Below are 24,491 nucleotides of genomic sequence, written 5' to 3' on the forward strand. Positions count from 1 at the left end.
ACCTCCCTCAGCGTGACATCGTAACCTGGCGTGATGCGGCAGCTCGACGCGTTGCGGAAGTTGTGCCTGGCCCTGCCCGAAGCGACCGAGCGGCTCAGCCACGGGTCGCCCGCGTGGTTCGTGCGCGGCAAGAAGACGTTCGTCATGTTCGCCGACGACCACCACGGCGACGGCAGGCTCGCGTTCTGGTGCCCGGCCCCACCCGGTGCGCAGGAGGAGCTGGTGCGCACCGAGCCCGAGCGCTTCTTCCGGCCGGCGTACGTCGGGCACCGCGGCTGGCTGGGCGTGCGGCTGGACGTCGACGTCGACTGGGGTGAGATCGACCGGATCGTGCGGGAGGCCTACCGCCAGGTGGCCCCGAAGACGCTCGCGGCGCTCCTGGACTAGCCGCGCTGTGAGCGGACCCCGAGCAGCACGTCCTCCCAGGACGGCACGATCGGGTGATTCTTCTTGGCCTTCGGCCGCGGCTGGTCGGCGGTGTCGTCCTCGGGATCCGCCGGGACGCGGGGGATCTCGCGGGTGTCGTCGTCCGGGTCCGGCTCGGCGGCCGGCAGCTCGGCGTGGTCCGGCGGCACCGAGTCCAGCGTCGGCTGGAACTCCGCGTCGCGGGCCGGGTCGAGGGCGCGGACCGTGCGGGGCGCCCGGTAGGCGTTCGGGTCGAGCAGGACCTCGGCGTTCTCGTCGAGCGCCATGACCGTGCCGCCGTGCGCCCCGGGCGAGAACGCCCAGTGCGCGCGGTTGTCCGACCGGCCGGCCTTCCACCGCAGCACGACGACCCAGCGGCCGTCGTCACCCTTCCAGGAGTCCCAGGTGGCCTGCGAGTAGTCGTGCCCACGGACGCCGAAGCCGTACGCGACGACCTCGCCGAGCGTCTGCACGTCGGGGCCGTCTTCACGGACCGGGTGGGCGCTCTGCGCGAGCTCGGCGGTCCGGGACCGCTCGAGGAGGACGGGGTAGGCGTAACGCTCGACGCGCTGCTCCGAGATGCCGGCGCCGCTCGCCACCTGCTCGACTGATTCGCCGGCGCGGATTCGCGCCTGGATCTCGCGTGGCCGCATCTGGCTCTCCAACTCGATTTCGATCTGGCCGAGGCGGGTGATGTCTCCCCGCGCCGCCGCGCGCAGTCTCTCATCGGCCGGGAGGAGGAAACGCGTCTGGCTCGCGGTGTCTTCGCACACGATGGACTTACCGTCCTCGTGCAACCCGACTACCCGAAGCGTGCGCATTGTTCGCCTTCCCCGATGCTTCACCGTTGTGGGTGCCCACGTTAGAACGGCGCGTCGGCTTGACGTGCGAGGCGCGCCGAGTCCATGCAGAACTGCCCACTGTTCAATTCGCGACGTCCGCATCATGGATCACCCAGGTCGGCGGCCGCCGGGTGACACGCCGGACACAGTCAGTCACGATCGAGTGGATCATGAAGGCGGCAACCGGACCGTCACGGTCAGACCGCCGCGCCGGCCAGGCTGGGCCTCCGCGTACCCGCCGTGGGCCTGGGCCACGGACCGCACGATCGACAACCCCAGCCCCGCGTTGCGCGTGTCCCCGGTCCGCTCCGCCCCGTTGACCCGGCGGAACGGCTCGAACAACGTCGGCACGGCTTCGGGCGGCACCACCGGCCCGGAGTTGCGGATCTCGATCGCCGGATCCCCGCGCACCTCGACGTAGACCCAGCCCCCCGAAGCGTTGTACGTGATCGCGTTGACCACCAGGTTCGTCACCAGCCGCTCGAGCAGCACCGGGTCGCCCGCCACCGTGCGCGGCCGCAGGCGCGTCTCCACCGTCACCCCCGCCGAAGACGCCGACGAAGCCGTGGCCCGGATCACCGACGCCACCACCTCGTCCAGCCGGACCGGGGCGCGCGCGGTGAGCCCGCGGTCGCTGCGGGCCAGGATCAGCAGGCCCTCGATCATCCGTTCGCTGCGCTCGTTCGTGTGCAGCAGGTGCGTGCCGAGCTTCCGCAGCTCCGGCGCCACTTCGGGGTCGGCCATCGCCACCTCGATCAGCGTCCGCTGCACCGCGAGCGGCGTCCGCAGCTCGTGGGACGCGTTCGCGACGAACCGCTTCTGGCTGTCGAACGACTCCGCGAGCCGGTCGAGCATGCCGTCGAAGGTGTCCGCCAGCTCCTTCAGCTCGTCGGGCGGGCCCTCCAGGTTGATCCGCCGGTCGAGCTTGCCCGCTTCCAGCCGCCGCGCCGCCGACGTGATGTCGTGCAGCGGTCGCAGCGCGCGCCCCGCCATCAGCCAGCCGAACAGCACGGCCAGCGCCGCCGTCGCCACCAGCGCGATCGCCGAGCCGACGACCAGCGTGGACAGCGTCGAGGAGCGGTACTCGTCGAGCGAGCCGCTGAGCAGCCGCACCGCCACGCCCTGGGAGCCCCCCACCGTGTCGGCCGGGACGCCGTACGTCAGGTCGGCCGAACCGATCGTCGTCAAGGCGACCCGGGCCGGGTCCGGCAGCGTGCTCTGCACCAGCAGGTAGTTGATCACCACGAGCACCAGGCCGGCGAGCAGGAAGAGCGCGCCGTACCAGGCCGTCAGCTTCGTCCGGACCGAAATGCCGTTCACGGGGTGCCGAACCGGTAGCCGGCGCCGGGCACGGTCCCGATCACCGGCGGGTCGCCGAGCTTCCGGCGCAGTGTCATCACCGCGACGCGGACCGCGTTCGTGAACGGGTCGGCGTGCTCGTCCCACGCCTTGTCCAGCAGGTCCTCGGCGCTGACCACCCTGCCCTCCGCCCGCATGAGCACTTCCAGCACGGCGAACTCCTTCGGCGAGAGCAGCAGGAACCGGCCGTCGCGGGCGGCCTGGTGCCGCGGCAGGTCGAGCACGACGCCGTCGCGCTCCAGCACCGGCGGCAACGCGGGCCGGGCGCGCCGCGAAAGCGCTTGCACCCGGGCGACCAGCTCGGCGAAGGCGAACGGCTTCGTCAAGTAGTCGTCGGCACCGATGCCCAGGCCCGCGACGCGGTCGGTGACGTCGGCGGCCGCCGTCAGCATCAGCACGCGCGCCTCGCCGCCCGCGCGGACCACCGCGGCGCACACGACGTCGCCGTGCACCTTCGGCAGGTCGCGGTCGAGGACCACGACGTCGTAGCCGTGCACGCCGACCCGTTCCAGGGCCTGCTCACCGTCGTAGCAGACATCGACGGCCATCGAAAACCGCCGCAGCCCCTCCGCCACGGAGTCGGCCAGCAGCCGTTCGTCCTCCACCACCAGCACGCGCACCCGCCCAGTCTGCGCAGGGAGGCCATAAGGACCGCATAAGCGACGTCGCTTAGCGCGCCCGAATGCCCCGATCCGTAGACCTGGCACCCATCCGGACGAAAGGAGCGAGCCATGCGGACACGGATCGTCGTCGCGGCGCTCGGGGCGGCGCTGCTGCTCGGGGGCTGCGGCGCGAAGGCGGACGACGGCGGCAAGGTCGCCTCGATCTCGACCCCGCCGCAGTCGGGCGGGCCCACGGCCGCCGACACCAGCGGCAAGAGCGACGAAGACAAGATGCGCGACTTCGCCAAGTGCATGCGCGAGCACGGCGTCGACATGCCCGACCCCAAGCCCGCGGGCGACGGCGGCGGCATGGCGATCACGCTGGGCGGCGACGAGAAGGACCGCTCGAAGCTCGACACCGCGCAGAACGCGTGCAAGCACCTCATGCCCAACGGCGGCGAGATGAAGCCGCCGAGCGCCGAGGAGCTCGACAAGATGCGCAAGGACGCCCAGTGCATGCGCGAGCACGGCATCGACATGCCGGACCCCGACCCCACCGGCAAGGGCGCGACGCGGATGGGCGGGCCGGGCGACGACCCGAAGAAGTTCGAAGCCGCCGCGAAGGCCTGCGGGCTCGGCATGAGCGTCAGTTCCGAGGGGGGCAAGTGAACGAAGTGACCCACCTGAAAGCGCGCCGCCGCGGCCGGACGCGCTGGTTCGTCGCCGGCGCGGTCCTCGTCGTGGTGCTGGGCACCAGCTCGGTCGTGATCCTGACCCGCGTGTCGAGCGCGACGCCCATCAAGGAGGCCGCGCCGCCGTCGGTCGAGACCGCCGAGGTCGTCAAGACCGACCTCAGCGAGGAGGAAGAAGCCGACGGCACCCTCGGCTACGGCGACGAGGAGACCGTCCAGGGCCGCAAGCCCGGCACGATCACGTCGTTGCCGGCGGCCGGCGCCACGATCACCCGCTGCAAGCCGGTGTACGGAGTGGACGCGAAGCCGGTGCCGCTGTTCTACGGCACGCTGCCGTTCTACCGCGACCTCGCCGCCGGCGCGGACGACGGCGCCGACGTCAAGCAGCTGGAGGAGAACCTCAAGGCGTGCGGGTACGGCGGCTTCGGCACGCCGGACAAGAAGTTCACGTCGGCGACGGCGGCCGCGCTGAAGAAGTGGCAGAAGGCGCTGGGGCTGGAGCAGACCGGCGCGTTCGGCCAGGGCGATGTCGTGCTCGCGGCGGGCGAAGTCCGGGTGTCGGCGCTGTCGGCCAAGCCCGGCGCGCCGGCGCAGGGCGAGGTGCTCAAGACGACCGGCACCGTCCGCTCGGTGCAGGTGAAGCTCGACGCGGCGAAGCAGGATCTCGCGCAGCAGGGCGCGAAGGCGTCCGTGACGATCAACGGGAAGACGACGCCGGGCACGATCACCGACGTCGGGAAGTCCGCGGTCGAGGGCAAGGACGCCATGGGCCAGGACGACGGCAAGCCCAAGATCACCGTCAGCGTCCGGCTCGACGACCCCGCCGTCGCCGGCTCGCTCGACTCGGCGCCGGCGACCGTCCGGTTCACCAAGGACGTCCACGCCGGTGTGCTCGCGGTCCCGGTCGGTGCGCTGCTCGCGCTCGCCGAGGGCGGTTACGCCGTCGAGGTCGACGAGAACGGGCAGCGTCGGCTCATCGGTGTCCAAACCGGACTCTTCAGCGGTGGCAAGGTCGAGATCACCGGTACCGGCCTGACCGCGGGCATGCGGGTGGTGACGACGTCGTGACGCCCGTGCTGCGCGTCCACGAGGTCACGCGCTCCTACCCCGGTGGGGTCGCCGCGCTCGACGGCGTCTCGCTGGCCCTCGAGGACGGCGAGATGGTGGCGATCGTCGGGCCGTCGGGGTCCGGCAAGTCGACCCTGCTGCACCTGATGGGCACGCTCGACCGGCCGTCGTCGGGCCGCGTCGAGCTGCACGGCCACGACATCGCCGTGCTGCCCGACCGCAAGGTCTCCGCGTTGCGGTCGCGCTGGATCGGGTTCGTGTTCCAGCAGTTCTTCCTCGACGAAGGGATGAGTGCGGTGGACAACGTGTGCACCGGGCTGCTCTACGCGGGGGTGCCGCGCCGACGGCGGCGCGAGCGGGCCCTGGCCGCGCTCGACCGCGTCAAGCTGGGGCACCGGGCGTGGCACCGGCCCGGTGAGCTGTCCGGCGGGGAACGCCAGCGCGTCGCGATCGCGCGGGCGGTGGTCAACGAGCCGTCGATCCTGCTGGCCGACGAGCCGACCGGCAACCTCGACACCGGCACCGGCGCGTCCGTGCTCGCGCTGCTCGGCGAACTGTCCGCGGACGGCACCACGATCGTCGTGATCACCCACGACCGGGAGATCGCCGCGGGCATGCCGCGCCGGATCGAGCTGCTCGACGGCCGCCTGCGGCTGGACACCGGCCTGGTGGGTGCGCGATGACCTTGGTGACGTTGCCGGAGCCGGCCCGGCTCAAGCCGCCGGACGTCGTCGCGCTCGGCGCCCACGGCATGCGCACGCGGCCGGTGCGCGCGGTGCTTTCCGCGCTGGGCATCGCGATCGGCGTCGCGGCGATGGTCGCGGTGCTGGCGATCCCGGCGTCGGGCGCGCAGGCCCTGCACGACCGGCTGGCCGCGCTCGGCACGAACCTGCTCACCGCCGGGCCGGGGCAGACGCTGTTCGGGGACGACGCGACGCTGCCCGACGACGCGGTCCCGATGGCCAAGCGGATCGGGCCGGTGCAGGCGGCCAGCGGCACCGGCAACACGTCGGCGAGCGTGCGGCGCAGCGACAAGATCGCGGCGGACGACACGTCCGGGCTCGCGGTGTTCGCCGCCAAGCCGGACCTGTTGGGGGTACTCGGCGGCAAGGTGCGCGTCGGTGCCTTTCTCGCCGCGGGGAACCAGGACTACCCGGTGACGGTGCTCGGCGCGCAGGCCGCGGCCCGGCTCGGGATCGACCACGTCGACCCGGCCCGGCCGCCGCAGGTGCTGATCGGGGCGCAGTGGTTCACCGTGATCGGGATCCTCGCGCCGATGCCGCTGGCCCCGGAGGTCGAGCGGTCGGCGCTGGTCGGCTGGGACGTCGCGAAGCGGCTCCTCGGGTTCGACGGCCATCCGTCCACTGTGTACGTGCGCGCGGAAGAGTCCCAAGTGGACAGTGTGCGGTCGGTGCTGGGCGCGACGCTGAACCCGCAGGCGCCGAACGAGGTCGAGGTGCGCCGCCCGTCGGACGCGCTGGCCGCGCAGAAGCTGACGGACACGACGTACAGCGCGCTGTTCCTGGGCCTCGGCGGCGTCGCGCTGCTGGTGGGCGGGGTCGGGGTGGCCAACACGATGGTCATCTCGGTGCTGGAACGGCGGCGCGAGATCGGCCTGCGTCGCGCGCTCGGGGCGACGAAGAGGCAGATCCGCGGGCAGTTCCTGGCGGAGTCGGTGCTGCTGTCCGGACTCGGCGGGCTGGCGGGGGTGCTGGCCGGGGTGCTCGTGACCGCGGGCTACGCGCTGAGCCAGGGCTGGCCGGCGGTGCTGCCGTGGGCGACGCTGGCCGGCGGCGTCGGCGTGGCGGCCCTGGTGGGGGCGATCGCGGGGGCATACCCCGCGGTCCGGGCGGCGCGGCTGGCGCCCACACAGGCGCTGGCCTGAGGTGACAGGGGAATGCCGGGTGTCGGCCTCACCCGGCATTCCCCCTCGCATCGCCGACCTGATGCTGCGCTCGCCGGCATTCGCGCGGCGGGCCGGGCAACATCACCGGCCGGGCGGCGGTGAACGCCAGGTCAAGGCGGTTGCCGGTGCGCGGCTGCCGCTGCGCGCCCGGTAATCTCGGCCGGCCAGGGTGGTCCTGGCCTTGCCGAGGGGGATAGACGTGTCGGTCGCTGGGTGGTCGGGGCGGAAACTCGCGTGGTCGCTCGCGGTGCTCGAGGTCGCCGCCGTCGTGCTCGTCCTCCTGCTGAAGCGGTTCGACGGCCTCGACCTGGAGGTCTACCTCGGCGGCGCCAAGGCGCTCGCCGAACAGGGCACGCCGTACGACGCCTGGGTGCCGACCACCCACCAGATCCTGCTGCCGTTCACCTACACACCGTTCGCCGCGGCCGCGTTCTGGCCCGGCACGCTGCTGCCGTTCGCCGTGACGATGAAGCTGGTCAGCATCGCCTCGATCGTCGCGACCGGCGTCGTCGCCTACCTCTACGTCGCGACGCTGAACGGCTCGCTGACCGACCCGGCCAAGGTCCACGGCCGGGCCGCCGCCGCCCTGGTCGCGATCGGCGCGCAGCTCGCCGGGGCTCTGCTCGAACCGGTGCGCTCGACGCTCGGCTTCGGCCAGATCAACGCCCTGCTCATGGTGCTGGTCGTGCTCGACGTCCTGCTCCCCGGCGACCGCCGGCGGACGAAGGGCCTGCTCATCGGCGTCGCCGCGGCGATCAAGCTGACGCCGGCCGTCTTCGTCGTCTACTTCCTGTTCCGCCGCGACTTCAAGTCGGCCGCGCGCGTGGTGGGCGGGTTCGTGGCGGCCGGGGCGCTGCTGTGGCTGATCCGCCCGTCGGCGTCCTTCACGTACTGGACGAAGCTCGTCTTCGACGCGGGCCGGATCGGCGGCGTCGACTACGTCGGCAACCAGTCGCTGCGCGGGCTGGTGACGCGGATCGGCCTGCCGGAGACCGCCGGGAACATCGTGTGGCTGCTGGCCGCGCTCGCCGTGATGGCCCTGGTCGCGGTCATCATCGTGCGGGCGGGCGAACCGGTGCTCGCGCTGACCGCGTGCGCGCTCGGCGGCCTGCTCGTGTCGCCGATCTCGTGGACCCACCACTGGACGTGGTGCGTGCCGATCCTGGTCCTGGCCGGCTACTACGGCGTCCTCGCCTGGCGGACCGACCGCGTCGTGACGTGGTGGTCCGGCGCGGTCGTCGCCGCGGGCCTGACGCTCTTCATCTGGGGGCCGATGTGGTTCGCCCCGCGCCCGGCGCCGTCCGCGGGCTGGTGGCTCGCCACCGAGTCCTACGAGCTCTTCGGCCTCGCGCTGCTGGTCCTGGCCGCCTTCGCCGCACCCCGCCTGAAAGCCGTGAAGGCCTCCTTACCGGCCATAAGAGCCGGTAAGGAGGCCTTCACGGACGTCTGACGTCCGACTCAGCCCAGGCGCTCGACGACGTACTCGATGCTCTGCGTGAGCTTCGTGATGTCGTCCGGGTCGATGGCCGGGAACAGGCCGACGCGCAGCTGGTTGCGGCCCAGCTTGCGGTACGGCTCGGTGTCGACGATCCCGTTGGCGCGCAGCACCTTCGCCACCGCGGCGGCGTCGACCTCGTCGGCGAAGTCCACCGTGCCGACGACCTGCGAGCGCAGCTCCGGGTCCTTCACGAACGGCGTGGTGTAGCTCGTCTTCTCGGCCCACTCGTACAGCCGCGACGACGAGTCCTTCGTGCGCGCGGTCGTCCACTCGAGGCCGCCCTGGCCGTTCATCCACTCGATCTGCTCGGCGAGCAGGAACAGCGTGGCCACGGCCGGGGTGTTGTACGTCTGGTCCTTGCGGGAGTTGTCCAGCGCGGTGGTCAGCGACAGGAACTCCGGGATCCAGCGGTCGCCGCCGCCGATCTCGCCGATGCGCTCGACCGCGGCCGGCGACGCCAGCGCGATCCACAGGCCGCCGTCCGCGGCGAACGACTTCTGCGGCGCGAAGTAGTAGACGTCGAAGTCCTCGGCCTTGACCGGGAGACCACCGGCGCCCGAGGTGGCGTCGATCGCGACGAGCGCGCCCTCGGATCCTTCGGGGCGGCGGACCGGCACGGCCACGCCGGTGGACGTCTCGTTGTGCGCCCAGCCGACCAGGTCCGCGCCGGCTTCGTAGGCGATGTCGGGCGCGCTGCCCGCGTCGGCCTTGACGACGATCGGGTCGGCCAGGAACGGCGCGCCCTTCGTGACGGAGGCGAACTTCGAGGAGAACTCGCCGTAGGTGAAGTGCTGCGAGCGCTCGCGGACCAGGCCGAACGCGGCCGCGTCCCAGAACGCCGTGGTGCCGCCGTTGCCGAGGATCACCTCGTAGCCCTCGGGCAGGGAGAACAGCTCGGACAGGCCTGCCCGCACGCGCCCGACGAGGGACTTGACCGGCTTCTGCCGGTGCGACGTGCCGAGGTAGGTGGAGCCGGACTCCGCCAGGGCGCTCAGCTGCTCGGCGCGGACCTTCGACGGTCCGCAGCCGAAGCGGCCGTCGGCCGGCTTGAGGTCTGCGGGGATGGTCAACTCAGCGTCGGTCATGTGGGCCAGTCTCTCAGGTCGGGATGCGGCTGGTGAAGGTGGTTCTGGAACGTCCGGTATGTGGAACGACGGCTGTTCCGGGCACCGGGACGCCCCCGCTCGACTCTAGGCGGCTGGTCCGACCGGCGGCTTCTCGTGGCGGGCCGTGGGGGTAAAAACACGGTTCCCGGCCGGTGCCGGCCGCTGGTTTGCTGCCGGTCATGAAGACTGTGCAGCAGAGTTTCCCGGCGCCGGCCGAGGCGTTGTGGAACGCGCTCCCCGCCGGGGTCGCGGCGATCGGCGGGCAGGGCCCGTTCTACGACTCGCAACGCGGGTTCGTGTCGTTCCGGACCGGGATGAGCCTGCTGAGCTGGGGCCAGGAGATCACCGCCACCGTGGCGCCGGCCTCCGGAGGCTCGACGCTCACGATCATGACGAACCTCAAGTTCGGAGTCTTCGACTGGGGCGAGGGCAAGCGCATCGCCACCCGGTTCGCGTCCGCCGTCGCCTTCTCGGCCGGTACCGCCGCGCTGGCTTAGGGCCCCGCTCACCACCACCCTGGGGGTGTGAGCGGGGCCCGGCGGATCAGCGCCAGCCCTCGACACCGCCCGGGACCGGCGCGGCCGGGTCGTACGGCGTGCGGGTGAAGATGAACGTCGCGAGGTCGAGGTGCGTGGCGACGCCGTCGGCGTCCCGGCCCACTTCGAGCGTCTCGCCGGCGTAGTAGCCGTCGAGGCCGAGGTAGGTGTCCCGGCCGGTGGGGCGGAACCGCGAGCTGCGCCCGGCACCTTCGGCCGGGGCCAGCAGGAGCAGCCCGTCACCCTGGACACGCAGGTGGTACGGCGTCGGACCCCAGTGCCAGAGCCCGGTGAGGGCGAGCAGCGCGGGGTCGGCGGCCGACGGCTGCCACTCGGCGGGCAGGCGCGGCTCCAGCTCGTCGGTCATCGTGATCAGGTCCAGGCAGAGCTGGGTGATGCCGACCCCGGACGTCGAGTTGGTGAGCACGAGCGCGCCGGTCTGCGCGACCGGGTCGACCAGCGTGACGGCGAGGAAGCCGGGCATCGAGCCGGTGTGCCCGGCGAGGCGCCGGCCCTGGTAGCGCACGAGCATCAGGCCGAGGCCGAACCCGGTCGTCCAGACGTCGGTGTCGTCGACGGTGACCATCGTCCGCATCAGCTCGATGGTCTCCGGCGCGAGCACGCCGCCGCCGTGGCCGCCGAGGAACGCCGTCCAGCGGGCGAGGTCGGTGGCGGTGGACCACAGCTGCCCGGCGGGGGCCATCGCGCCGGCGTCCGGGCTCGGCTCCGGCAGGAGGACGTCGGCGAAGGGGTGCACGGCGAAGCCGTCGGCGTGCGCGCCGACCGGGTGCGGGGTCGTGCGGGTCATCCCGAGCGGGCCGAGGATCTCCTCGTCGAGCACGGAGAGCCAGCCCTTGCCGCGGTGGCGCGAGACGAGCTCGCCGAGCACGCCGTAGCCGACGTTCGAGTAGTGGAACTTCGCGCCCGGCCGGTGCTTGGTCGCGCCCTCGGCGAGGCTCCCGGCGAGCGCGTCCCAGTCGGCGCCGGGGGTGCGTTCCCACCAGAGGCCGGGCGACTCGGAGGTCAGGCCGGAGGTGTGCGACAGCAGCTGCGCGACGGTGGCGGTGCCGAAGGGCGTGCCCGGGACGTGCTGCTCGAGCGGGTCGTTGAGGTCGAGCAGGCCTTCGTCGCGCAGCCGCATGACGGCGGTGGCGACGAGCGTCTTGGTGATCGAGCCCAGCCGGTACTGGGTGTCGGTGCCGGGCGGCCGGTCCCCGACGCGCCCGCGGCTCCCGGACCAGACGATCTCGCCGTCCCGCACGACGGCGGCGACGAGCGAGGGCGCGCGGCAGGCGGCCTGCTCGTGGGCGATCCGGCGGAGCAGGGCGTGTTCGGTCGACTCAAGCATGGGGGCATTCTGCCGCGCTTCGGCCGGCGGAGCAGGACTCTTCGCCAGACCTCACACTCGCCCGGCGTGCGCAAAGGGTCGACACGCGTGATTGAAGGGTCGACTCGCGTGATTGAAGGGTCGACACGGCGCTGGGCCGGTCCGCCGCCGTGTCGACTCCTCGATCACGCGTGTCGGCTTCCTGATCACGCGAGTCGACCTCCCGGACACGGAGAACCCGGGTCAGCCGAGCAGGTTTCTCGACATCGCCGTCGTCACCGCGGCCGTGCGGTCCGACACGCCGAGCTTGCCGAACACCCGCAGCAGGTGCGTCTTCACCGTGGCCTCGCTGATGTGCAGGGCCCGGCCGATGTCGGCGTTCGTCCCGCCCGTCGCGACCAGGCGCAGCACCTCCACCTCCCGGGCCGACAGCGGCTGCGGCTCCGGGTTGCGCACCCGGTTGACCAGCTTCCCGGCCACCGACGGCGCCAGCACCGTCTCCCCGCGCGACGCCGCGCGGATCGCGTTCGCCAGCTCCGTGCGCGACGCGTCCTTCAGCAGGTAGCCCGACGCCCCCGCCTCGACCGCGCGCAGGATGTCGGCGTCCGTCTCGTACGTCGTCAGCACCACGATCCGCCGCCCCGGCTGCTCGCGCAGGATCCGCTTGGTCGCGCCGACGCCGTCCAGCCCGGGCATCCGCAGGTCCATCAGCACGACGTCCGGCAGCGCGACGCGGTCGAGCGCGACGGCTTCGTCGCCCGAGCCCGCTTCGCCGACCACCGTCAGGTCGGGTTCGGCTTCGAGCATGCCCCGGAGGCCTTCGCGGACGACCGGGTGGTCGTCGACGAGCATGATGCGGATCAAGCCGGCACCTCCAGGGTGAGTTCGGTGCCGCTCGGGCCACTCCGGACGCTCAGTGTGCCACCCACCTGCTCGGCGCGGGACCGCATGCCGCGCAGGCCGAAGCCGCTGACGCCGTCCGGGTCGAAGCCGGCGCCGTCGTCCCGGACGGACAGCCGCACCGCATCGTCCACAACGGACAGCCGCACCGACACCGACGACGCCGCCGCGTGCCGCCGGACGTTGTTCAACGCTTCTTGCGCACCGCGCAGCAGAACCACTTCGCCCGCCATGCCGATCGCCGGGAGCGCATCGTCCACTTCGTACTTGACCGACACGCCTGTCTCGTCGGCGAGCCGGCCGGCCTGGCGGCGGACGGCGTCCACGAGGGACCCGGCCGAGAGGTCGTCCGGGGCCAGCGCGGCGACCATCGTCCGGGCCTCGGCGAGGTTCTCCCGCGCCGTGCGGGCGGCCAGCTCGACGTGCCGGCGCGCCGCCGCCGGGTCGGTGTCCAATTCGGACTTGATGGCTTCGGCGAGCGTGACGATGCTGGTGAACCCCTGGGCCAGCGTGTCGTGGATCTCCCGGGCGAGCCGCTCGCGCTCGGTCGCCGTGCCCGCCTCCCGGGAGAGGCGGGCGACCTCGGCCTGGCTCGCCTCGAGCCGGTCGATGAGGTCCGCCCGCGCCCGGCTCTCCTCGATTACGTGCAGGATGAACTTGCCGGACAGGATCCCGAACACCACGAGGATCGCGGTCATCGGCAGCAGGATGTGCAGCGCCGGGCCCCGCAGCCCGTCCACGGCGATCGCGGACAGCGGGCTCAGCAGGATCGCCAGCGTGGTGAGCACCGCGGCCGGGCGGAACTCGAGCGTCGAGAACAGCAGCGGGCACACCATGAACAGGATGAAGCTGGCCGTCGTGTTGGCGAACATCGCGACCGCGACCAGTGCGACGACCACCAGGGCGAGCGTCCACCGCTGCTTCAGGTGCCCGTCGTCGCGCACCACCCGCCGTCCCCATAGCAGGTAGGTCAGCGAGAGGGCCGTCAGTGCCCCGACCGCGACGACGCTGCGAACCGGATCCGTTTCGTCCAGCAGCACCAGCGTCATCGTGGCCACGTACGCCACCGCGAAGAGGATCTCCCAGAGCCAGTTGAACCGGTCCCAGGCGTCCTTCACTTCGTGTCGGTCCACCGGAAGCTCAGCCGCGCCAGCACCGCGCCCACCACGCACCAGATCCCCAGCACCAGCGCCACCCGCGGGAGTTCCCATGAACCAGCCATCTCCATTCCGACCGCGCCGTCCGGCAGGAACACCGACCGGAAACCCTGGCAGATCCATTTGAGCGGGAAGAACGACGCGATGTCCACCATGATCTTCGGCAGGTTCGTGATCGGCGTGACGAACACGCCGGAGATGAACTGCAGCACCAGGTACAACATCTGCACCACGGCGACCGCGCCGGTGGTCGACTTCGCGAGCGAGCTGAGCGCGATGCCGAGCAGCGTGCACGAGACGATGCCGAGCGCGAACACCCACAGCAGCGTCAGCCACTTCTCCGGCGCGGTGGGCAGCTTCAGCCCGAACAGCAGCACGGCGACCGCGGCCATCAGCACGGTCTGGGCCAGGCTGGACACCGCGACCAGCACCATCTTGCCGATGAAGTAGGACGACGACGGCATCGGCGTGCCGCGAAGGCGTTTGAGCGCCCCGGTTTCCCGGTCGGCCGAGACACCGGTCGCGATGCTGTTGAACGACGTCGACACGATGCCGGAGCCGATCATCCCGGCCGCCAGCAGCTGCCCGGACGTGACGCCCGCCAGCGCCGTCGGACCGTCCAGGATGGACCCGAGCAGGATCATCAGGACGGCGGGCAGGGAGAAGGTGAAGACCACCTGTTCCCGGTGCCGGAAGAACTGCCGCAGCTCGGTGCCGCCGCGGGCGAGCCCCAGCGTCAGCGGGCCGGGGAGGGCGAGCGTGGTCATGCCTTGTCTCCGATCAGGTCCAGGTAGATGTCCTCCAGGCTCGGCCGGGTCACGGTCAGTCCGGCGAGCTCTCTACCCCCAGCGGAGAGCTCGGTGACGAGCTTGGTCGGGTACGCGGTGCGCTCGACGTGCGCACCACGCTCGTCGGTCCACCGCACGGTGGCCTCGGCGGCGGCGCGGCCACCCAGGTTCTGCGGGGTGTCCTGCGCGACGATCTCACCGCGCGCGATCACCGCGACGCGGTCGGCGAGCGCTTCGGCCTCGTCGAGGTAGTGGGTGGTGAGCAGGATGGTCGTGCCCTCGGCGGCGAGCTCGCTGATCAGCGTCCAGAAGTGCCGCCGCGCTTCGGGGTCGAAGCCGGTGGTCGGCTCGTCGAGGAAGAGCAGCTCGGGCCGGCCGATGATCCCCAGCGCCACGTCGACGCGCCGCCGCTGCCCGCCGGAGAGCGACTTGACCCGCGCCTTGGCCTTCTCGGCGAGCCCGACCTTCTCGATCACCTCGTCCGGATCGCGTGGGTCCGGGTAGTACTTGGCGAAGTGCCGCACGGTTTCGGCGACGCTCAGCTCGGCGGCGTCGTTGGCGGTCTGCAGGACGATGCCGATGCGCGAGCGCCAGGCGCGCCCGGCCTTGCCGGGGTCCTCGCCGAGGACGGTGACCTCGCCGGCGGTCCGCTGCCGGTGGCCTTCGAGGATCTCGACGGTCGTCGTCTTCCCGGCGCCGTTCGGGCCGAGCAGGGAGAAGACCTCGCCCCGGGCGATGTCCAGGTCGAGCCCGGCCACCGCGAGGTGACCGGGGTACTGCTTGCGCAGGCCGCGCACGCTCACTGCTGTGGTCATGGGAGAAGCTTGCTCGCTCGAGACGGCGAACGGGAGCGACGCTCAGCTGAATCCGGCTGTCCATCGTTCGGTGGACAGAGTCGTCAGCCGCCGCCGCGCTCGGTTTCCCGTGGAACCACAAAAACGCTGTCATACAAGCAAAAACCCGCCCGATGCATGAACAACTTCGGGCCGCCAGCCGCCGCGCGGGTGAACCGCACTGTTGACAAGTTGTCTAACATGACAGAATGTCTCACAAGTGGGTGACCGCCAGTGACGGTGTCCGCCTCTCGGTCACCATCGAAGGCCGCGAAGACGGGCCGACGGTCGTGCTCGTGCACGGCTACCCCGACAACAGCTCGATGTGGGGCGGGGTGGCCGCCGAGCTGAAGCCGCGCCACCGCGTCGTCACCTACGACGTCCGCGGGGCCGGACAGTCGGACAAGCCGGCGGGACGCGCGTCCTACCGGCTGGACCAGCTGGCCGACGACCTCCGGGCGGTCGTCGACGAGGTGAAGCCACACGGCAAGGTCCACCTCGTCGCCCACGACTGGGGCTCGATCCAGGCCTGGTACGCCGTGACCGGTGACGGCCTGCGCGGCCGGATCGCCTCCTACACGTCGATCTCCGGCCCGAGCCTCGACCACGCCGGCGCCTGGTTCCGCGCGCAGCTCACCCGCCCGACGCCGAAGCGGCTCAAGAACGCCCTGAGCCAGTTCCTGCACTCGTGGTACATCCTCGCGTTCCAGATCCCGCTCGTCCCGCAGCTGCTCTGGCGCACCGGCCTGCTGGGTGCGCAGATCCAGCGCATGGAGCCCGACGCCGCGAAACCGGACAAGAGCGACGGTATCCACGGCCTCGAGCTTTACCGCGCCAACATGTTCACCCGCCTGTCCCGGCCGACACCGCGCGCCGCCGACGTCCCGGTGCAGGTCCTGGCCCCGACCGGCGACGCCTACGTCACCACGCCGCTGCAGACCGAGGTCGCGCGCTGGGTGCCGGACCTGCGGGTCCGCCCGGTCGTCGGGACGCACTGGGTGACCCGCGCCAGGCCGAAGGTGGTCGCGGGCGCCGCCGCCGAGCTGATCGAGTACGTCGAGACCGGCGCCGAGAGCCGAGCGCTGAAGAAGTCGCGGGTGGGAACCGGACGGTTCGAGCACCAGCTGGTCGTCGTCACCGGCGCCGGCAGCGGGATCGGCCGGGCCACCGCGCTCGCCTTCGCCGCCGAAGGCGCGGACGTCGTCATCACCGACATCGACCCGGCGGCTGCCGCGGAAACCCTGAAGCTCCTGGAGGACCACGGGGTCGCTGAGTACACAGTGGACTCCAGCGACGGTGCCGCCGTGCACCGCTTCGCCGAAGACGTCCGCGAGCACCACGGCGTCCCGGACATCGTGGTCAACAACGCCGGGATCGGGATGTCCGGCCCGTTCCTCGACACGTCCGTCGAAGACTGGGAACGCGTCATCGACGTCAACCTCTGGGGCGTGATCCACGGCTGCCGCGCCTTCGCGCCGATGCTCGCCGAACGCGCCGAAGGCGGCCAGATCGTCAACCTCGCTTCGGCCGCCGCCTACCTGCCGTCGAAGATCCTCACCGCCTACGCCACGACGAAGTCCGCGGTGCTGACGTTGAGCGTCTGCCTGCGGGCCGAGCTGGCCGAGCACCACATCGGCGTCACGGCGGTGTGCCCGGGCATCGTGAAGACGAACATCACGAACACAACGCGTTTCGTCGGAGTGTCCGATGAGGAGCAGCGACGGCGTCAGCAGCAGAGCTCGAAGCTGTACGCGCGACGGGGTTTCGGTCCGGAAGGCGTCGCCAAGGACATCCTGCGAGCGGTGGAGAAGGACACCGCGATCGCACCGTCCACTCCGGAAGCCAAGGTCGCGCTGGTCCTTTCGCGACTGACGCCGGGGCTGCTGCGTCAGGCGGCGAAACTGGACCTGACGCCGTGAGCCGGCCGCGGCGGATGTCGCCGCAGGCCCGCCGCGACGACCTGATTCGCGCCGCGCTCGACCTGTTCGGATCGCGGGCGCCGGAGCTGGTCACCGTGGACGACATCGTCGCGCGCGCCGAGGTGTCGCGGCCGCTGTTCTACCGGTACTTCTCCAGCCTGCGCGAGCTGCAGGTGGAGGCGCTGCGCACGGTCACCGACGGGCTCATCGACGGCCTGGCCGGCCTCGAGGAGGGACCACCCGAAACCCGCCTGCGCGCCGCTGTCCGCGGCCTGGTCGACGTCGCCGACCACTACCGCGCGGGCTACATCGCCCTGCTGCGCAGCGGGTCGGTGATCGCGACGTCCGAAACGGACGCGGCGATCGACGAGGTCCGCAACCGCGCGGTGGCCCTGATCCTGGACGCCCTCGGCGTCGAAGATCCGTCACCGCTGCTGTCGCTGACCCTGCGCTGCTGGACGGCGGTCGTCGAAGGCGCCCTGCTCAGCTGGCTGCAGGAACGCACGCTGCCACGCGACCTGCTGGACACCTGGCTGGTCGACCAGCTCACGGCCATGCTCGGCGCCACCGCCGCCCACGAGACCGCCGCAAAGCCGTGAAGGGCACCTTCAGGGACATATAAGCCCTGAAGGTGCCCTTCACGGCACAACAGCGTCAGTGCTTGGTGACGAGCTCCCAGCCCTCGACGTCCTCCGGCGTACGCGGCGCCGGGCCGACGTACTTCGCCGACGGCCGCACCAGGCGTCCGGTGCGCTTCTGCTCCAGGATGTGCGCGGCCCAGCCGGCGGTGCGCGCCGAGCTGAACATCGACGGCATCATGTGCGGCGGGACCTGCGCGAAGTCCAGGATGACCGCGGCCCAGAACTCGACGTTCGTCTCGATCGGGTGGTCCGGACGGCGCTCGCGCAGCTCCTTCAGCGCCGCCTGCTCCAGCGCGGCGGCTGCCTCGTAGCGGGCCGAGCCGAGTTCCTGGCAGGTGCGGCGCAGCACGCGCGCCCGCGGGTCCTCGGCCCGGTAGACGCGGTGGCCGAAGCCCATCAGGCGTTCCTTGCGGTCGAGGATGCCCTTGACCAGGCCCGCCGGGTCACCGGTGCGCTCGACCTCTTCGATCATCGGCAGCACGCGCGCCGGGGCGCCGCCGTGCAGCGGGCCCGACATCGCGCCGATGGCGCCGGACATGGCCGCCGCGACGTCGGCGCCGGTGGACGCGATGACGCGGGCGGTGAAGGTCGACGCGTTCAGGCCGTGCTCGGCGGCCGACACCCAGTAGGCGTCCAGCGCCCGGACGTGGGCCGGGTCGGGCTCGCCGCGCCAGCGGATGAGGAACCGCTCGGTGATCGAGTGGGCCTCGTCGACGCGGGTCTGCGGCACGGCGGGCTGGCCGATGCCGCGCGCCGACTGCGCGACGTAGGACAGCGCCATCACCGAGGCGCGGGCCAGCTGTGCACGGGCCTCTTCGTCGGTGATGTCGAGCAGCGGCTGGTAGCCCCAGATCGGTGCGAGCATGGCCAGCGCGGCCTGGACGTCGACCCGGACGTCGCCGGTGTGCACCGGCAGCGGGAACGGCTCGGCGGGCGGGAGGCCGTGGCCGAACCGGCCGTCCACGAGGAGGCCCCATACGTCGCCGAAGGTCACCTTGCCGGCGAGGTCCTCGATGTCGACGCCGCGGTAGCGCAGCGCACCGCCGTCCCGGTCGGGTTCGGCGATCTCGGTGTGGAAGGCGACGACGCCCTCCAGACCCGGTCGGAAGCCGTCGTCGGGTTCGCCGGACGGCTGTGGCTTGGTGATCGTGGAGGTAGTCACTGTTTCGCGGGACCTTTCGGTGCGCTTTTTTCCCCGTCTTGGTGGTGGTGCACGCGCGGACGGAATAGCGCACGGAAAGCGCGCACCATCGCACGGATGGATAGACCTTGCTCCCTCGATCGCCGAGGGGCAATCGAAAGATGCGGTGGTTTCGGTCACGATTACGAGAACGATTCAGTCACCGAGGCCGTCCGACAGGAGAATTTTCACCACGCAGTGTGACGAAGTCCAGGTTAAAGGTATGTTTCCGAACCAGGCGGCGCCCCGGCCCGGGTGATAAACCTGAGCGATGCACCTCAGCCCGCAGGAGCGCGACAAGCTGCTGATCCACGTGGCGGCGGACGTCGCGCGGAAGCGGCTGGACCGCGGCGTCCGGCTGAACTACCCGGAAGCGGTCGCGCTGATCACCGACCACGTCCTCGAAGGGGCCCGCGACGGGCGCACGGTCAGCGAGCTCGTCGCGAGCGGCCGGACCGTGCTCGCGCGGGCGCAGGTGCTCGACGGTGTCACTGAAATGGTGGACTCCGTGCAGGTCGAGGCCACTTTCCCGGACGGCACGAAGCTCGTCACCGTGCACGACCCGATCGTCTGAGAGGACCTCGATGCGGCCAGGCGAGATCATTCCCGGCGACGAGCCGGTGGAGCTGAACCCGGGCCGCGTCCGCGTCCGGCTGCTCGTGCGCAACCTCGCGGACCGGCCGGTCCAGGTCGGCTCGCACTACCACTTCGCCGCGGTGAACCCCGGCCTCGAATTCGACCGCGACGCCGCCCGCGGCCACCGGCTCGACGTCCCGGCCGGCACGTCGGTGCGGTTCGAACCCGGGGTCGAACGGGAAGTCGATCTTGTTCCGCTCGCCGGGGCTCGTCGTGTTCCCGGCCTGCGGTCCGAATTCTCTGGAGAGTTCTGAAATGCCGCAGATCGATCGCGAGCGTTACGCCGAGCTGTTCGGGCCGACCACCGGCGACCGGATCCAGCTCGCCGACACGGACCTCCTCATCGAAGTCACCGAGGACCGTTCGATGGGGCCCGGCGGCAGCGGTGACGAAGTGCTCTTCGGCGGCGGCAAGGTCATCCGCGAGTCGATGGGCCAGGGCATGGCGACCCGGGCCGAGGGCGCGCCCGACCTGATCATCACCGGCGCCGTCATCCTCGACCACTGGGGTGTCGTCAAGGCCGACGTCGGCGTGCGTGACGGCCGGATCGTGGGCATCGGCAAGGCGGGCAACCCGGACACGATGGACGGCGTCGACCCGGCCCTGGTCATCGGGCCGTCGACGGAGGTCCTGGCCGGCAACGGCAAGATCCTCACCGCCGGCGGCATCGACTGCCACGTCCACTTCATCTGCCCGCAGCTCGTCGACACGGCGCTGGCCGCCGGGCTGACCACCCTGGTCGGTGGCGGCACCGGGCCCAACGAGGGCACGAAGGCCACGACCGTCACTCCCGGCGCGTGGAACCTCGGGCGGATGCTGTCCGCGATGGACGGTTACCCGGTGAACGTCCTGTTGCTGGGCAAGGGGAACACCGTCCGGCACGAAGCTCTGCGCGAGCAGCTGGCGGCGGGCGCGGGCGGGTTCAAGCTGCACGAGGACTGGGGCACGACCCCGGCCGCCATCGACGCGTGCCTGACCGTGGCCGACGAGTCCGGCGTCCAGGTCGCGATCCACACGGACACGCTGAACGAGGCCGGGTTCCTGGAGTCCACTGTGGACGCCATCGGTGGCCGCTCGATCAACGCGTACCACACCGAAGGTGCCGGTGGCGGGCACGCGCCGGACATCATCGAGGTCGTCTCGCTGCCGAACATCCTGCCGTCGTCGACCAACCCGACCCGGCCGCACACGGTCAACACGCTCGACGAGCACCTCGACATGCTGGTGGTGTGCCACCACCTCAACCCGTCGGTGCCCGAGGACCTCGCCTTCGCCGAGAGCCGGATCCGGCCGTCGACGATCGCCGCCGAGGACGTGCTGCACGACCTGGGCGCCATTTCGATGATGAGCTCGGACTCGCAGGCGATGGGCCGGATCGGCGAGGTGATCATCCGGACCTGGCAGACCGCGCACGTGATGAAGCGCCGCCGCGGCGCGCTGCCCGGCGACGGCGTGGCCGACAACCTGCGCGCGCGTCGCTATGTCGCCAAGTACACGATCAACCCGGCCATCGCGCACGGCATGGAGACCGAGATCGGCTCGGTCGAGGTCGGCAAGCTCGCCGACCTGGTGCTGTGGGAGCCGAAGTTCTTCGGCGTCCGGCCGCACGTGGTCCTCAAGGGCGGCTTCCCGGCGTGGGCGGCGATGGGGGACGCGAACGCGTCCATCCCGACACCGCAGCCGGTCATGGCCCGGCCGATGTTCGGTGCGTCGATCGGTGCGGCGCTGAGCCTGCACTTCGTCGCGCCGTCCGCTTTGGACGGTGGTCTGCGCGAGAAGTTCGGGATCACGCGTCCACTCGTCGCCGTGGCGAACACGCGCGCGCGGGCCAAGGCGGACATGGTGCTCAACGACGCCACGCCGGACGTCCGCGTCGAGCCGGACAGCTTCGCGGTGCACGTCGACGGTGAGCTGATCGAACCCCAGCCGGTGGCCGAGCTGCCGATGGCCCAGCGATACTTCCTGTTCTGATGGACCTCTCGGCGCTGATCCTCGCGGACTCCCGCTTCCCCGGTGGCGGGCACGTCCACAGTGGCGGGCTGGAGGAGGTCGTCTCCCGGCGGTTGGTGACTTCGGTGCGCGATCTGCCGGGATTCCTTTCCGGACGGTTGCGGACGGCGGGTTTCCTGGCCGCGGTCTTCGCCGCCGCTTCGGCACATGCGGCGGCGCGGTCTGTCGCTAGTGGACACTGGGCGGTACTCGACTCCGAATTGGACGCTCGGACGCCGTCGCTCGCGCAACGAGAGGCGTCACGGGCGCAGGGGCGGGGGAGCGCCCGGGCCGGGCGGATCGCTTGGCCGTCTCCCGTTCTGGAGGCGTTGCTGGCCGAGACGCCGCGACCGCACCACCCCGTGGTGCTGGGCGCGCTGGTCGGCGTCGCGGGCGGTTCGCCGTACGACGCCGCGATGGCGGTCGCCTACCTTTCGGTGAGCGGGCCGGCGAGCGCGGTGGTGCGGCTGCTGGGGCTGGATCCCTTCGCGGTCAACGCCGTCGTGGCCCGGCTGGATCTCGGTTCTGTTTGTTCGGAAGCGGCGGCCGTGGCGGGGGACGACCCGGCGTCGCTGCCGTCGCCGGGGTCGCCCGCGTTGGATCTGTTCGCCGAGGCGCACGCCCGGCACCACCAGGAAGAGGTGCGTCTCTTTGCCAGCTAAGGGTCATGGACACGTCCACGAGGTCAGCTTCGACCCGACGGCCGCCGAGCCCGACCACTACGACGCGGCGCCGACGGCCGGGCGCGCGTACCGGATCGGCATCGGCGGCCCGGTCGGGTCGGGCAAGACGGCGCTGACCGCGGCCCTGTGCCGCGCGTTGGGCGACGAGGTCGACCTCGCCGTCGTGACGAACGACATCTACACGACCGAGGACGCGGACTTCCTGCGGCGGGCCGGAGTTCTGGACCCGGCGCGGATCGAGGCGGTGCAGACGGGCGCGTGCCCGCACACCGCGATCCGCGACGACATCACCGCGAACCTGGACGCGGTCGAGCGGCTGGAGGAGAAGTTCCCGGGGCTGGACCTGGTGATCATCGAGAGCGGCGGCGACAACCTGACGGCGGTGTTCAGCCGCGGGCTGGCCGACAGCCAGATCTTCGTGGTGGACGTGGCGGGCGGCGACAAGGTGCCGCGCAAGGGCGGCCCCGGCGTCACGACGGCGGACCTGCTGGTGATCAACAAGATCGACCTCGCGCACCTGGTGGGCGCGGACATGGCGGTGATGACGTCGGACGCGCACCGGATGCGGGGCGAGCTGCCGGTCATCACCCAGTCCCTTGTGGACACCCCGGACGCGCCGGCGGTGGCTGCCTGGGTCCGTTCGCTGCTGTGAAGGCTCACGCCCGGCTGACGGCGTGCTTCGACGGAACGCGCACGGTGCTGCGCGAGCTGCGTTCGATGGCGCCGTTGACGTTGTTCCCCCGCCGGGGCAGCGGTCCGACGGCGGTGGTGCACCTGGTCAATTCGGCGACCACCCCCTTGGGTGGCGACGACTTGCTGTTGTCCGTTCATGTCGGCCCGGGAGCTTCGCTGCGTCTTTCCGGCGTGGCGGCGACCCTTGCCCTGCCCGGTCTTCACGGCGAGGGTTCGTTGTCGACGGTTTCGATGGTCGTCGAGGAGGGTGGCTCGCTGGAGTACTTGCCGGAGCCGACGGTGATCACGGCACGGGCTCGGCACACGGCGGTGTTACGTGCTTCTTTGGCTTCCGACGCTTACCTGCACACGCGAGAGGTTCTGGTGCTGGGGCGGGCCGGGGAGTGCCCGGGTTCGCTGACCACTTCGTCGCACATCACGCGGGGTTCGGTGCCGGTGCTGCGTCAGACGTTGTCGATCGGTGATTCCACTTTGGACGAGAGCTTGGCGGTACTGGCCGGCCGCCGGGTCTTGGCGACGGACGTGGTGGTGGGCGGCCCGGAGCTCCCGGCGGCTTCGGGCGAGTGGTGGTCCCGAAGCCCGCTCGCTGCGGGTGGCACGTTGACGACGTCCCTGGCGCCGGACGCGGTCACCGCGCTGCGCCCCTTCGCAAGTCCGTGAAGATCACCGTTCGTCGGAGAAGACCCCCTGCGGCTTCTCCGACGAACGGCGTTGTGAGCAGCCCCCGTTTTCCACGCTACCGGGGGCCACCGACAGTTTCGGGCGGCAGAACTTCGTGCCCAGCCACGTCACCGCGCCACCGGTCCCGCGATCCCGCGCCCCCGCTCCCGGGCGGTTCCGGGGCGGCCGGGCCGGCCGGTGCGCCTCCGTCGCCGCAGCGGAACACCACGTTAAGGTCCGCCGGTCCCTGTCGGCTGCGAAAGTGAGGCCTCCGGGTCACTGGTAATCACGATTTTCACAAAATAGTCAGACGGGTAGGATCTGGCAATCCCTCAAAAGGAGGAGACAACCGGTGGCTCGCACGTACGGCGGCGTCGCACCCGAGCAACGCCGCGCCGACCGCCGTCAGCGGCTGCTCGTGGCCGGCTTGGAGCTGTTCACCTCCACCGGGTTCCGGCACACCAAGATCACCGAGGTGTGCGCGCGGGCCGGCGTGTCGACGCGGAACTTCTACGAGGAGTTCACGAGCAAGGAGGACGTGCTTCGCACCCTCCACGACCAGATCAACAGCCTGGCGCTCGCACACGTCACCGCGGAGCTCGACAAGGTCGCCGACGCCGACGCGCTGACCCGCATCTCGACCCTGCTGGACGTCTTCATCGCGACGGTCACCGTGGATCCCCGGATGCCGCGCCTCAACTACGTCGAAGCGGTCGGCGTCAGCCCCGAGCTGGAGGCGCAGCACCAGGTGTGGGTCGACCGCTGGGCGAACTTCATCGCCGCCGAGGCGAGTCGCGCCGCGGAACACGGCGTCGCGCCCGTGCGGGACTACCGGCTGACGGCGATCGCGCTGGTCGGGGCGGGAACCGGGCTGCTGCGCGAATGGCAGGCGCACGACCCGCCGCTGCCGGTCGAAGAGATCGGCGCGGAGTTCCGCGCGATGATGCTGTCGGCCATCATGCGGCCGGAAAAGATCTTGGACATCGAGGGCAACCGCGGCGCCTCCGCCCGCGTGGAAGAGTCGAGCCGGGAGGGGGATCCGGGGGGACACCGGCCAACGTGAAGGCCCGC

26 protein-coding genes are annotated in these 24,491 nt (G+C 71.4%); 16 read left to right on the top strand and 10 right to left on the bottom strand.

Annotation, left to right across the window (positions count from 1 at the left end):
- Positions 1-33 precede the first annotated feature (33 nt).
- The gene (locus tag AB0C38_RS38920; protein WP_360682876.1) at positions 34-387 is read left to right on the top strand and encodes an MmcQ/YjbR family DNA-binding protein; all 354 of its coding nucleotides are present in this window, start codon (positions 34-36) and stop codon (positions 385-387) included.
- On the opposite strand, the gene sepH is transcribed toward AB0C38_RS38920, so the two are convergent.
- From sepH to AB0C38_RS38935, 3 genes are all read right to left on the bottom strand, one after another.
- A complete protein-coding gene (gene sepH, locus AB0C38_RS38925) occupies positions 384-1,226 on the bottom strand; it encodes a septation protein SepH (protein ID WP_360682878.1) in 843 nt (280 codons plus the stop codon). The two genes, AB0C38_RS38920 and sepH, sit on opposite strands and share 4 nt — an antisense overlap.
- A gap of 189 nt (positions 1,227-1,415) precedes the next feature.
- A complete protein-coding gene (locus AB0C38_RS38930; RefSeq protein WP_360682880.1) occupies positions 1,416-2,567 on the bottom strand; it encodes an ATP-binding protein in 1,152 nt (383 codons plus the stop codon).
- A complete protein-coding gene (locus AB0C38_RS38935) occupies positions 2,564-3,226 on the bottom strand; it encodes a response regulator transcription factor (RefSeq protein WP_360682882.1) in 663 nt (220 codons plus the stop codon). The genes AB0C38_RS38930 and AB0C38_RS38935 overlap by 4 nt, the downstream gene beginning before the upstream one ends.
- A 111-nt stretch (positions 3,227-3,337) precedes the next feature.
- On the opposite strand from AB0C38_RS38935, the gene AB0C38_RS38940 reads away from it, so the two are divergent.
- The 5 genes from AB0C38_RS38940 to AB0C38_RS38960 all read left to right on the top strand — a co-directional run bounded on the left by AB0C38_RS38940 (position 3,338) and on the right by AB0C38_RS38960 (position 8,324).
- On the top strand, positions 3,338-3,877 hold the full coding sequence (locus tag AB0C38_RS38940; RefSeq protein WP_360682884.1) for a hypothetical protein: 540 nt from the start codon (positions 3,338-3,340) through the stop codon (positions 3,875-3,877).
- Positions 3,874-4,968 carry a peptidoglycan-binding protein gene (locus tag AB0C38_RS38945; protein ID WP_360682886.1) on the top strand — a complete coding sequence of 365 codons (1,095 nt, stop codon included), beginning with the start codon at positions 3,874-3,876 and terminating at the stop codon, positions 4,966-4,968. The genes AB0C38_RS38940 and AB0C38_RS38945 overlap by 4 nt, the downstream gene beginning before the upstream one ends.
- Complete coding sequence (locus tag AB0C38_RS38950; protein ID WP_360682888.1) at positions 4,965-5,651, top strand: ABC transporter ATP-binding protein; 687 nt, start codon at positions 4,965-4,967, stop codon at positions 5,649-5,651. The genes AB0C38_RS38945 and AB0C38_RS38950 overlap by 4 nt, the downstream gene beginning before the upstream one ends.
- Positions 5,648-6,853 (top strand): ABC transporter permease, encoded by a 1,206-nt coding sequence (locus AB0C38_RS38955; RefSeq protein ID WP_360682890.1) that lies wholly within the window; start codon positions 5,648-5,650, stop codon positions 6,851-6,853. The genes AB0C38_RS38950 and AB0C38_RS38955 overlap by 4 nt, the downstream gene beginning before the upstream one ends.
- 220 nt (positions 6,854-7,073) lie before the next feature.
- Positions 7,074-8,324: a glycosyltransferase 87 family protein gene (locus AB0C38_RS38960; RefSeq protein WP_360682892.1), complete on the top strand. Its 1,251-nt coding sequence runs from the start codon at positions 7,074-7,076 to the stop codon at positions 8,322-8,324.
- Between the two features lie 8 nt (positions 8,325-8,332).
- Here AB0C38_RS38960 and serC read toward each other — a convergent pair whose 3' ends face one another.
- Positions 8,333-9,457: a phosphoserine transaminase gene (gene serC, locus AB0C38_RS38965; protein ID WP_360682894.1), complete on the bottom strand. Its 1,125-nt coding sequence runs from the start codon at positions 9,455-9,457 to the stop codon at positions 8,333-8,335.
- A gap of 200 nt (positions 9,458-9,657) precedes the next feature.
- Between serC and AB0C38_RS38970 the strand changes: the two genes are divergently transcribed.
- Entirely contained in the window at positions 9,658-9,975 is a 318-nt protein-coding gene (locus AB0C38_RS38970) for a hypothetical protein (protein WP_360682896.1), read from the top strand.
- A gap of 46 nt (positions 9,976-10,021) precedes the next feature.
- Here AB0C38_RS38970 and AB0C38_RS38975 read toward each other — a convergent pair whose 3' ends face one another.
- From AB0C38_RS38975 to AB0C38_RS38995, 5 genes are all read right to left on the bottom strand, one after another.
- The gene (locus tag AB0C38_RS38975; RefSeq protein ID WP_360682898.1) at positions 10,022-11,362 is read right to left on the bottom strand and encodes a serine hydrolase domain-containing protein; all 1,341 of its coding nucleotides are present in this window, start codon (positions 11,360-11,362) and stop codon (positions 10,022-10,024) included.
- Between the two features lie 222 nt (positions 11,363-11,584).
- Positions 11,585-12,205, bottom strand: coding sequence for a response regulator transcription factor (locus AB0C38_RS38980; RefSeq protein ID WP_360682900.1), 621 nt, complete (start codon positions 12,203-12,205; stop codon positions 11,585-11,587).
- Positions 12,202-13,359 (bottom strand): sensor histidine kinase, encoded by a 1,158-nt coding sequence (locus tag AB0C38_RS38985; RefSeq protein ID WP_360683040.1) that lies wholly within the window; start codon positions 13,357-13,359, stop codon positions 12,202-12,204. Before AB0C38_RS38985 ends, AB0C38_RS38980 begins: the two co-directional genes overlap by 4 nt.
- Positions 13,356-14,165, bottom strand: coding sequence for an ABC transporter permease (locus tag AB0C38_RS38990; protein ID WP_360682902.1), 810 nt, complete (start codon positions 14,163-14,165; stop codon positions 13,356-13,358). Before AB0C38_RS38990 ends, AB0C38_RS38985 begins: the two co-directional genes overlap by 4 nt.
- On the bottom strand, positions 14,162-15,001 hold the full coding sequence (locus AB0C38_RS38995; RefSeq protein WP_360682904.1) for an ABC transporter ATP-binding protein: 840 nt from the start codon (positions 14,999-15,001) through the stop codon (positions 14,162-14,164). Before AB0C38_RS38995 ends, AB0C38_RS38990 begins: the two co-directional genes overlap by 4 nt.
- Positions 15,002-15,243: 242 nt before the next feature.
- Here AB0C38_RS38995 and AB0C38_RS39000 point away from each other — a divergent pair, with 242 nt between their 5' ends.
- A complete protein-coding gene (locus AB0C38_RS39000) occupies positions 15,244-16,938 on the top strand; it encodes an SDR family oxidoreductase (protein WP_360683042.1) in 1,695 nt (564 codons plus the stop codon).
- A gap of 14 nt (positions 16,939-16,952) precedes the next feature.
- Positions 16,953-17,537: a TetR/AcrR family transcriptional regulator gene (locus tag AB0C38_RS39005; protein ID WP_360683044.1), complete on the top strand. Its 585-nt coding sequence runs from the start codon at positions 16,953-16,955 to the stop codon at positions 17,535-17,537.
- 55 nt (positions 17,538-17,592) lie between these two features.
- Here the strand turns inward: AB0C38_RS39005 and AB0C38_RS39010 are convergent, their stop codons facing one another.
- A complete protein-coding gene (locus AB0C38_RS39010) occupies positions 17,593-18,741 on the bottom strand; it encodes a citrate synthase 2 (RefSeq protein ID WP_360682906.1) in 1,149 nt (382 codons plus the stop codon).
- Between the two features lie 289 nt (positions 18,742-19,030).
- Here AB0C38_RS39010 and AB0C38_RS39015 point away from each other — a divergent pair, with 289 nt between their 5' ends.
- The 7 genes from AB0C38_RS39015 to AB0C38_RS39045 all read left to right on the top strand — a co-directional run bounded on the left by AB0C38_RS39015 (position 19,031) and on the right by AB0C38_RS39045 (position 24,483).
- Positions 19,031-19,333, top strand: coding sequence for an urease subunit gamma (locus AB0C38_RS39015; protein WP_360682908.1), 303 nt, complete (start codon positions 19,031-19,033; stop codon positions 19,331-19,333).
- A gap of 10 nt (positions 19,334-19,343) precedes the next feature.
- Positions 19,344-19,649, top strand: coding sequence for an urease subunit beta (locus AB0C38_RS39020; RefSeq protein ID WP_360682910.1), 306 nt, complete (start codon positions 19,344-19,346; stop codon positions 19,647-19,649).
- 1 nt (position 19,650) lies between these two features.
- Positions 19,651-21,366: an urease subunit alpha gene (locus tag AB0C38_RS39025; protein WP_360682912.1), complete on the top strand. Its 1,716-nt coding sequence runs from the start codon at positions 19,651-19,653 to the stop codon at positions 21,364-21,366.
- Positions 21,366-22,046 (top strand): urease accessory UreF family protein, encoded by a 681-nt coding sequence (locus AB0C38_RS39030; RefSeq protein ID WP_360682914.1) that lies wholly within the window; start codon positions 21,366-21,368, stop codon positions 22,044-22,046. Before AB0C38_RS39025 ends, AB0C38_RS39030 begins: the two co-directional genes overlap by 1 nt.
- Positions 22,036-22,719: an urease accessory protein UreG gene (gene ureG / locus AB0C38_RS39035; protein WP_360682916.1), complete on the top strand. Its 684-nt coding sequence runs from the start codon at positions 22,036-22,038 to the stop codon at positions 22,717-22,719. Before AB0C38_RS39030 ends, ureG begins: the two co-directional genes overlap by 11 nt.
- Positions 22,716-23,420: an urease accessory protein UreD gene (locus AB0C38_RS39040; protein ID WP_360682918.1), complete on the top strand. Its 705-nt coding sequence runs from the start codon at positions 22,716-22,718 to the stop codon at positions 23,418-23,420. The genes ureG and AB0C38_RS39040 overlap by 4 nt, the downstream gene beginning before the upstream one ends.
- Positions 23,421-23,772: 352 nt before the next feature.
- Entirely contained in the window at positions 23,773-24,483 is a 711-nt protein-coding gene (locus AB0C38_RS39045) for a TetR/AcrR family transcriptional regulator (RefSeq protein WP_360682920.1), read from the top strand.
- Positions 24,484-24,491 lie beyond the last annotated feature (8 nt).

The organism is Amycolatopsis sp. NPDC048633 (genome assembly GCF_040650695.1).
Taxonomy (GTDB): Bacteria; Actinomycetota; Actinomycetes; order Mycobacteriales; family Pseudonocardiaceae; genus Amycolatopsis.

Coding starts and splice junctions, on each gene's coding strand:
- AB0C38_RS39025 (WP_360682912.1), top strand. CDS start 19,651: ATGCCGCAGATCGATCGCGAGCGTTACGCCGAGCTGTTCGGGCCGACC.
- AB0C38_RS38940 (WP_360682884.1), top strand. CDS start 3,338: ATGCGGACACGGATCGTCGTCGCGGCGCTCGGGGCGGCGCTGCTGCTC.
- AB0C38_RS38975 (WP_360682898.1), bottom strand. CDS start 11,362: ATGCTTGAGTCGACCGAACACGCCCTGCTCCGCCGGATCGCCCACGAG.
- AB0C38_RS39015 (WP_360682908.1), top strand. CDS start 19,031: ATGCACCTCAGCCCGCAGGAGCGCGACAAGCTGCTGATCCACGTGGCG.
- AB0C38_RS38990 (WP_360682902.1), bottom strand. CDS start 14,165: ATGACCACGCTCGCCCTCCCCGGCCCGCTGACGCTGGGGCTCGCCCGC.
- sepH (WP_360682878.1), bottom strand. CDS start 1,226: ATGCGCACGCTTCGGGTAGTCGGGTTGCACGAGGACGGTAAGTCCATC.
- serC (WP_360682894.1), bottom strand. CDS start 9,457: ATGACCGACGCTGAGTTGACCATCCCCGCAGACCTCAAGCCGGCCGAC.
- AB0C38_RS38995 (WP_360682904.1), bottom strand. CDS start 15,001: ATGACCACAGCAGTGAGCGTGCGCGGCCTGCGCAAGCAGTACCCCGGT.
- AB0C38_RS38970 (WP_360682896.1), top strand. CDS start 9,658: ATGAAGACTGTGCAGCAGAGTTTCCCGGCGCCGGCCGAGGCGTTGTGG.
- AB0C38_RS39030 (WP_360682914.1), top strand. CDS start 21,366: ATGGACCTCTCGGCGCTGATCCTCGCGGACTCCCGCTTCCCCGGTGGC.
- AB0C38_RS39020 (WP_360682910.1), top strand. CDS start 19,344: ATGCGGCCAGGCGAGATCATTCCCGGCGACGAGCCGGTGGAGCTGAAC.
- AB0C38_RS38920 (WP_360682876.1), top strand. CDS start 34: ATGCGGCAGCTCGACGCGTTGCGGAAGTTGTGCCTGGCCCTGCCCGAA.
- AB0C38_RS39005 (WP_360683044.1), top strand. CDS start 16,953: ATGTCGCCGCAGGCCCGCCGCGACGACCTGATTCGCGCCGCGCTCGAC.
- AB0C38_RS38955 (WP_360682890.1), top strand. CDS start 5,648: ATGACCTTGGTGACGTTGCCGGAGCCGGCCCGGCTCAAGCCGCCGGAC.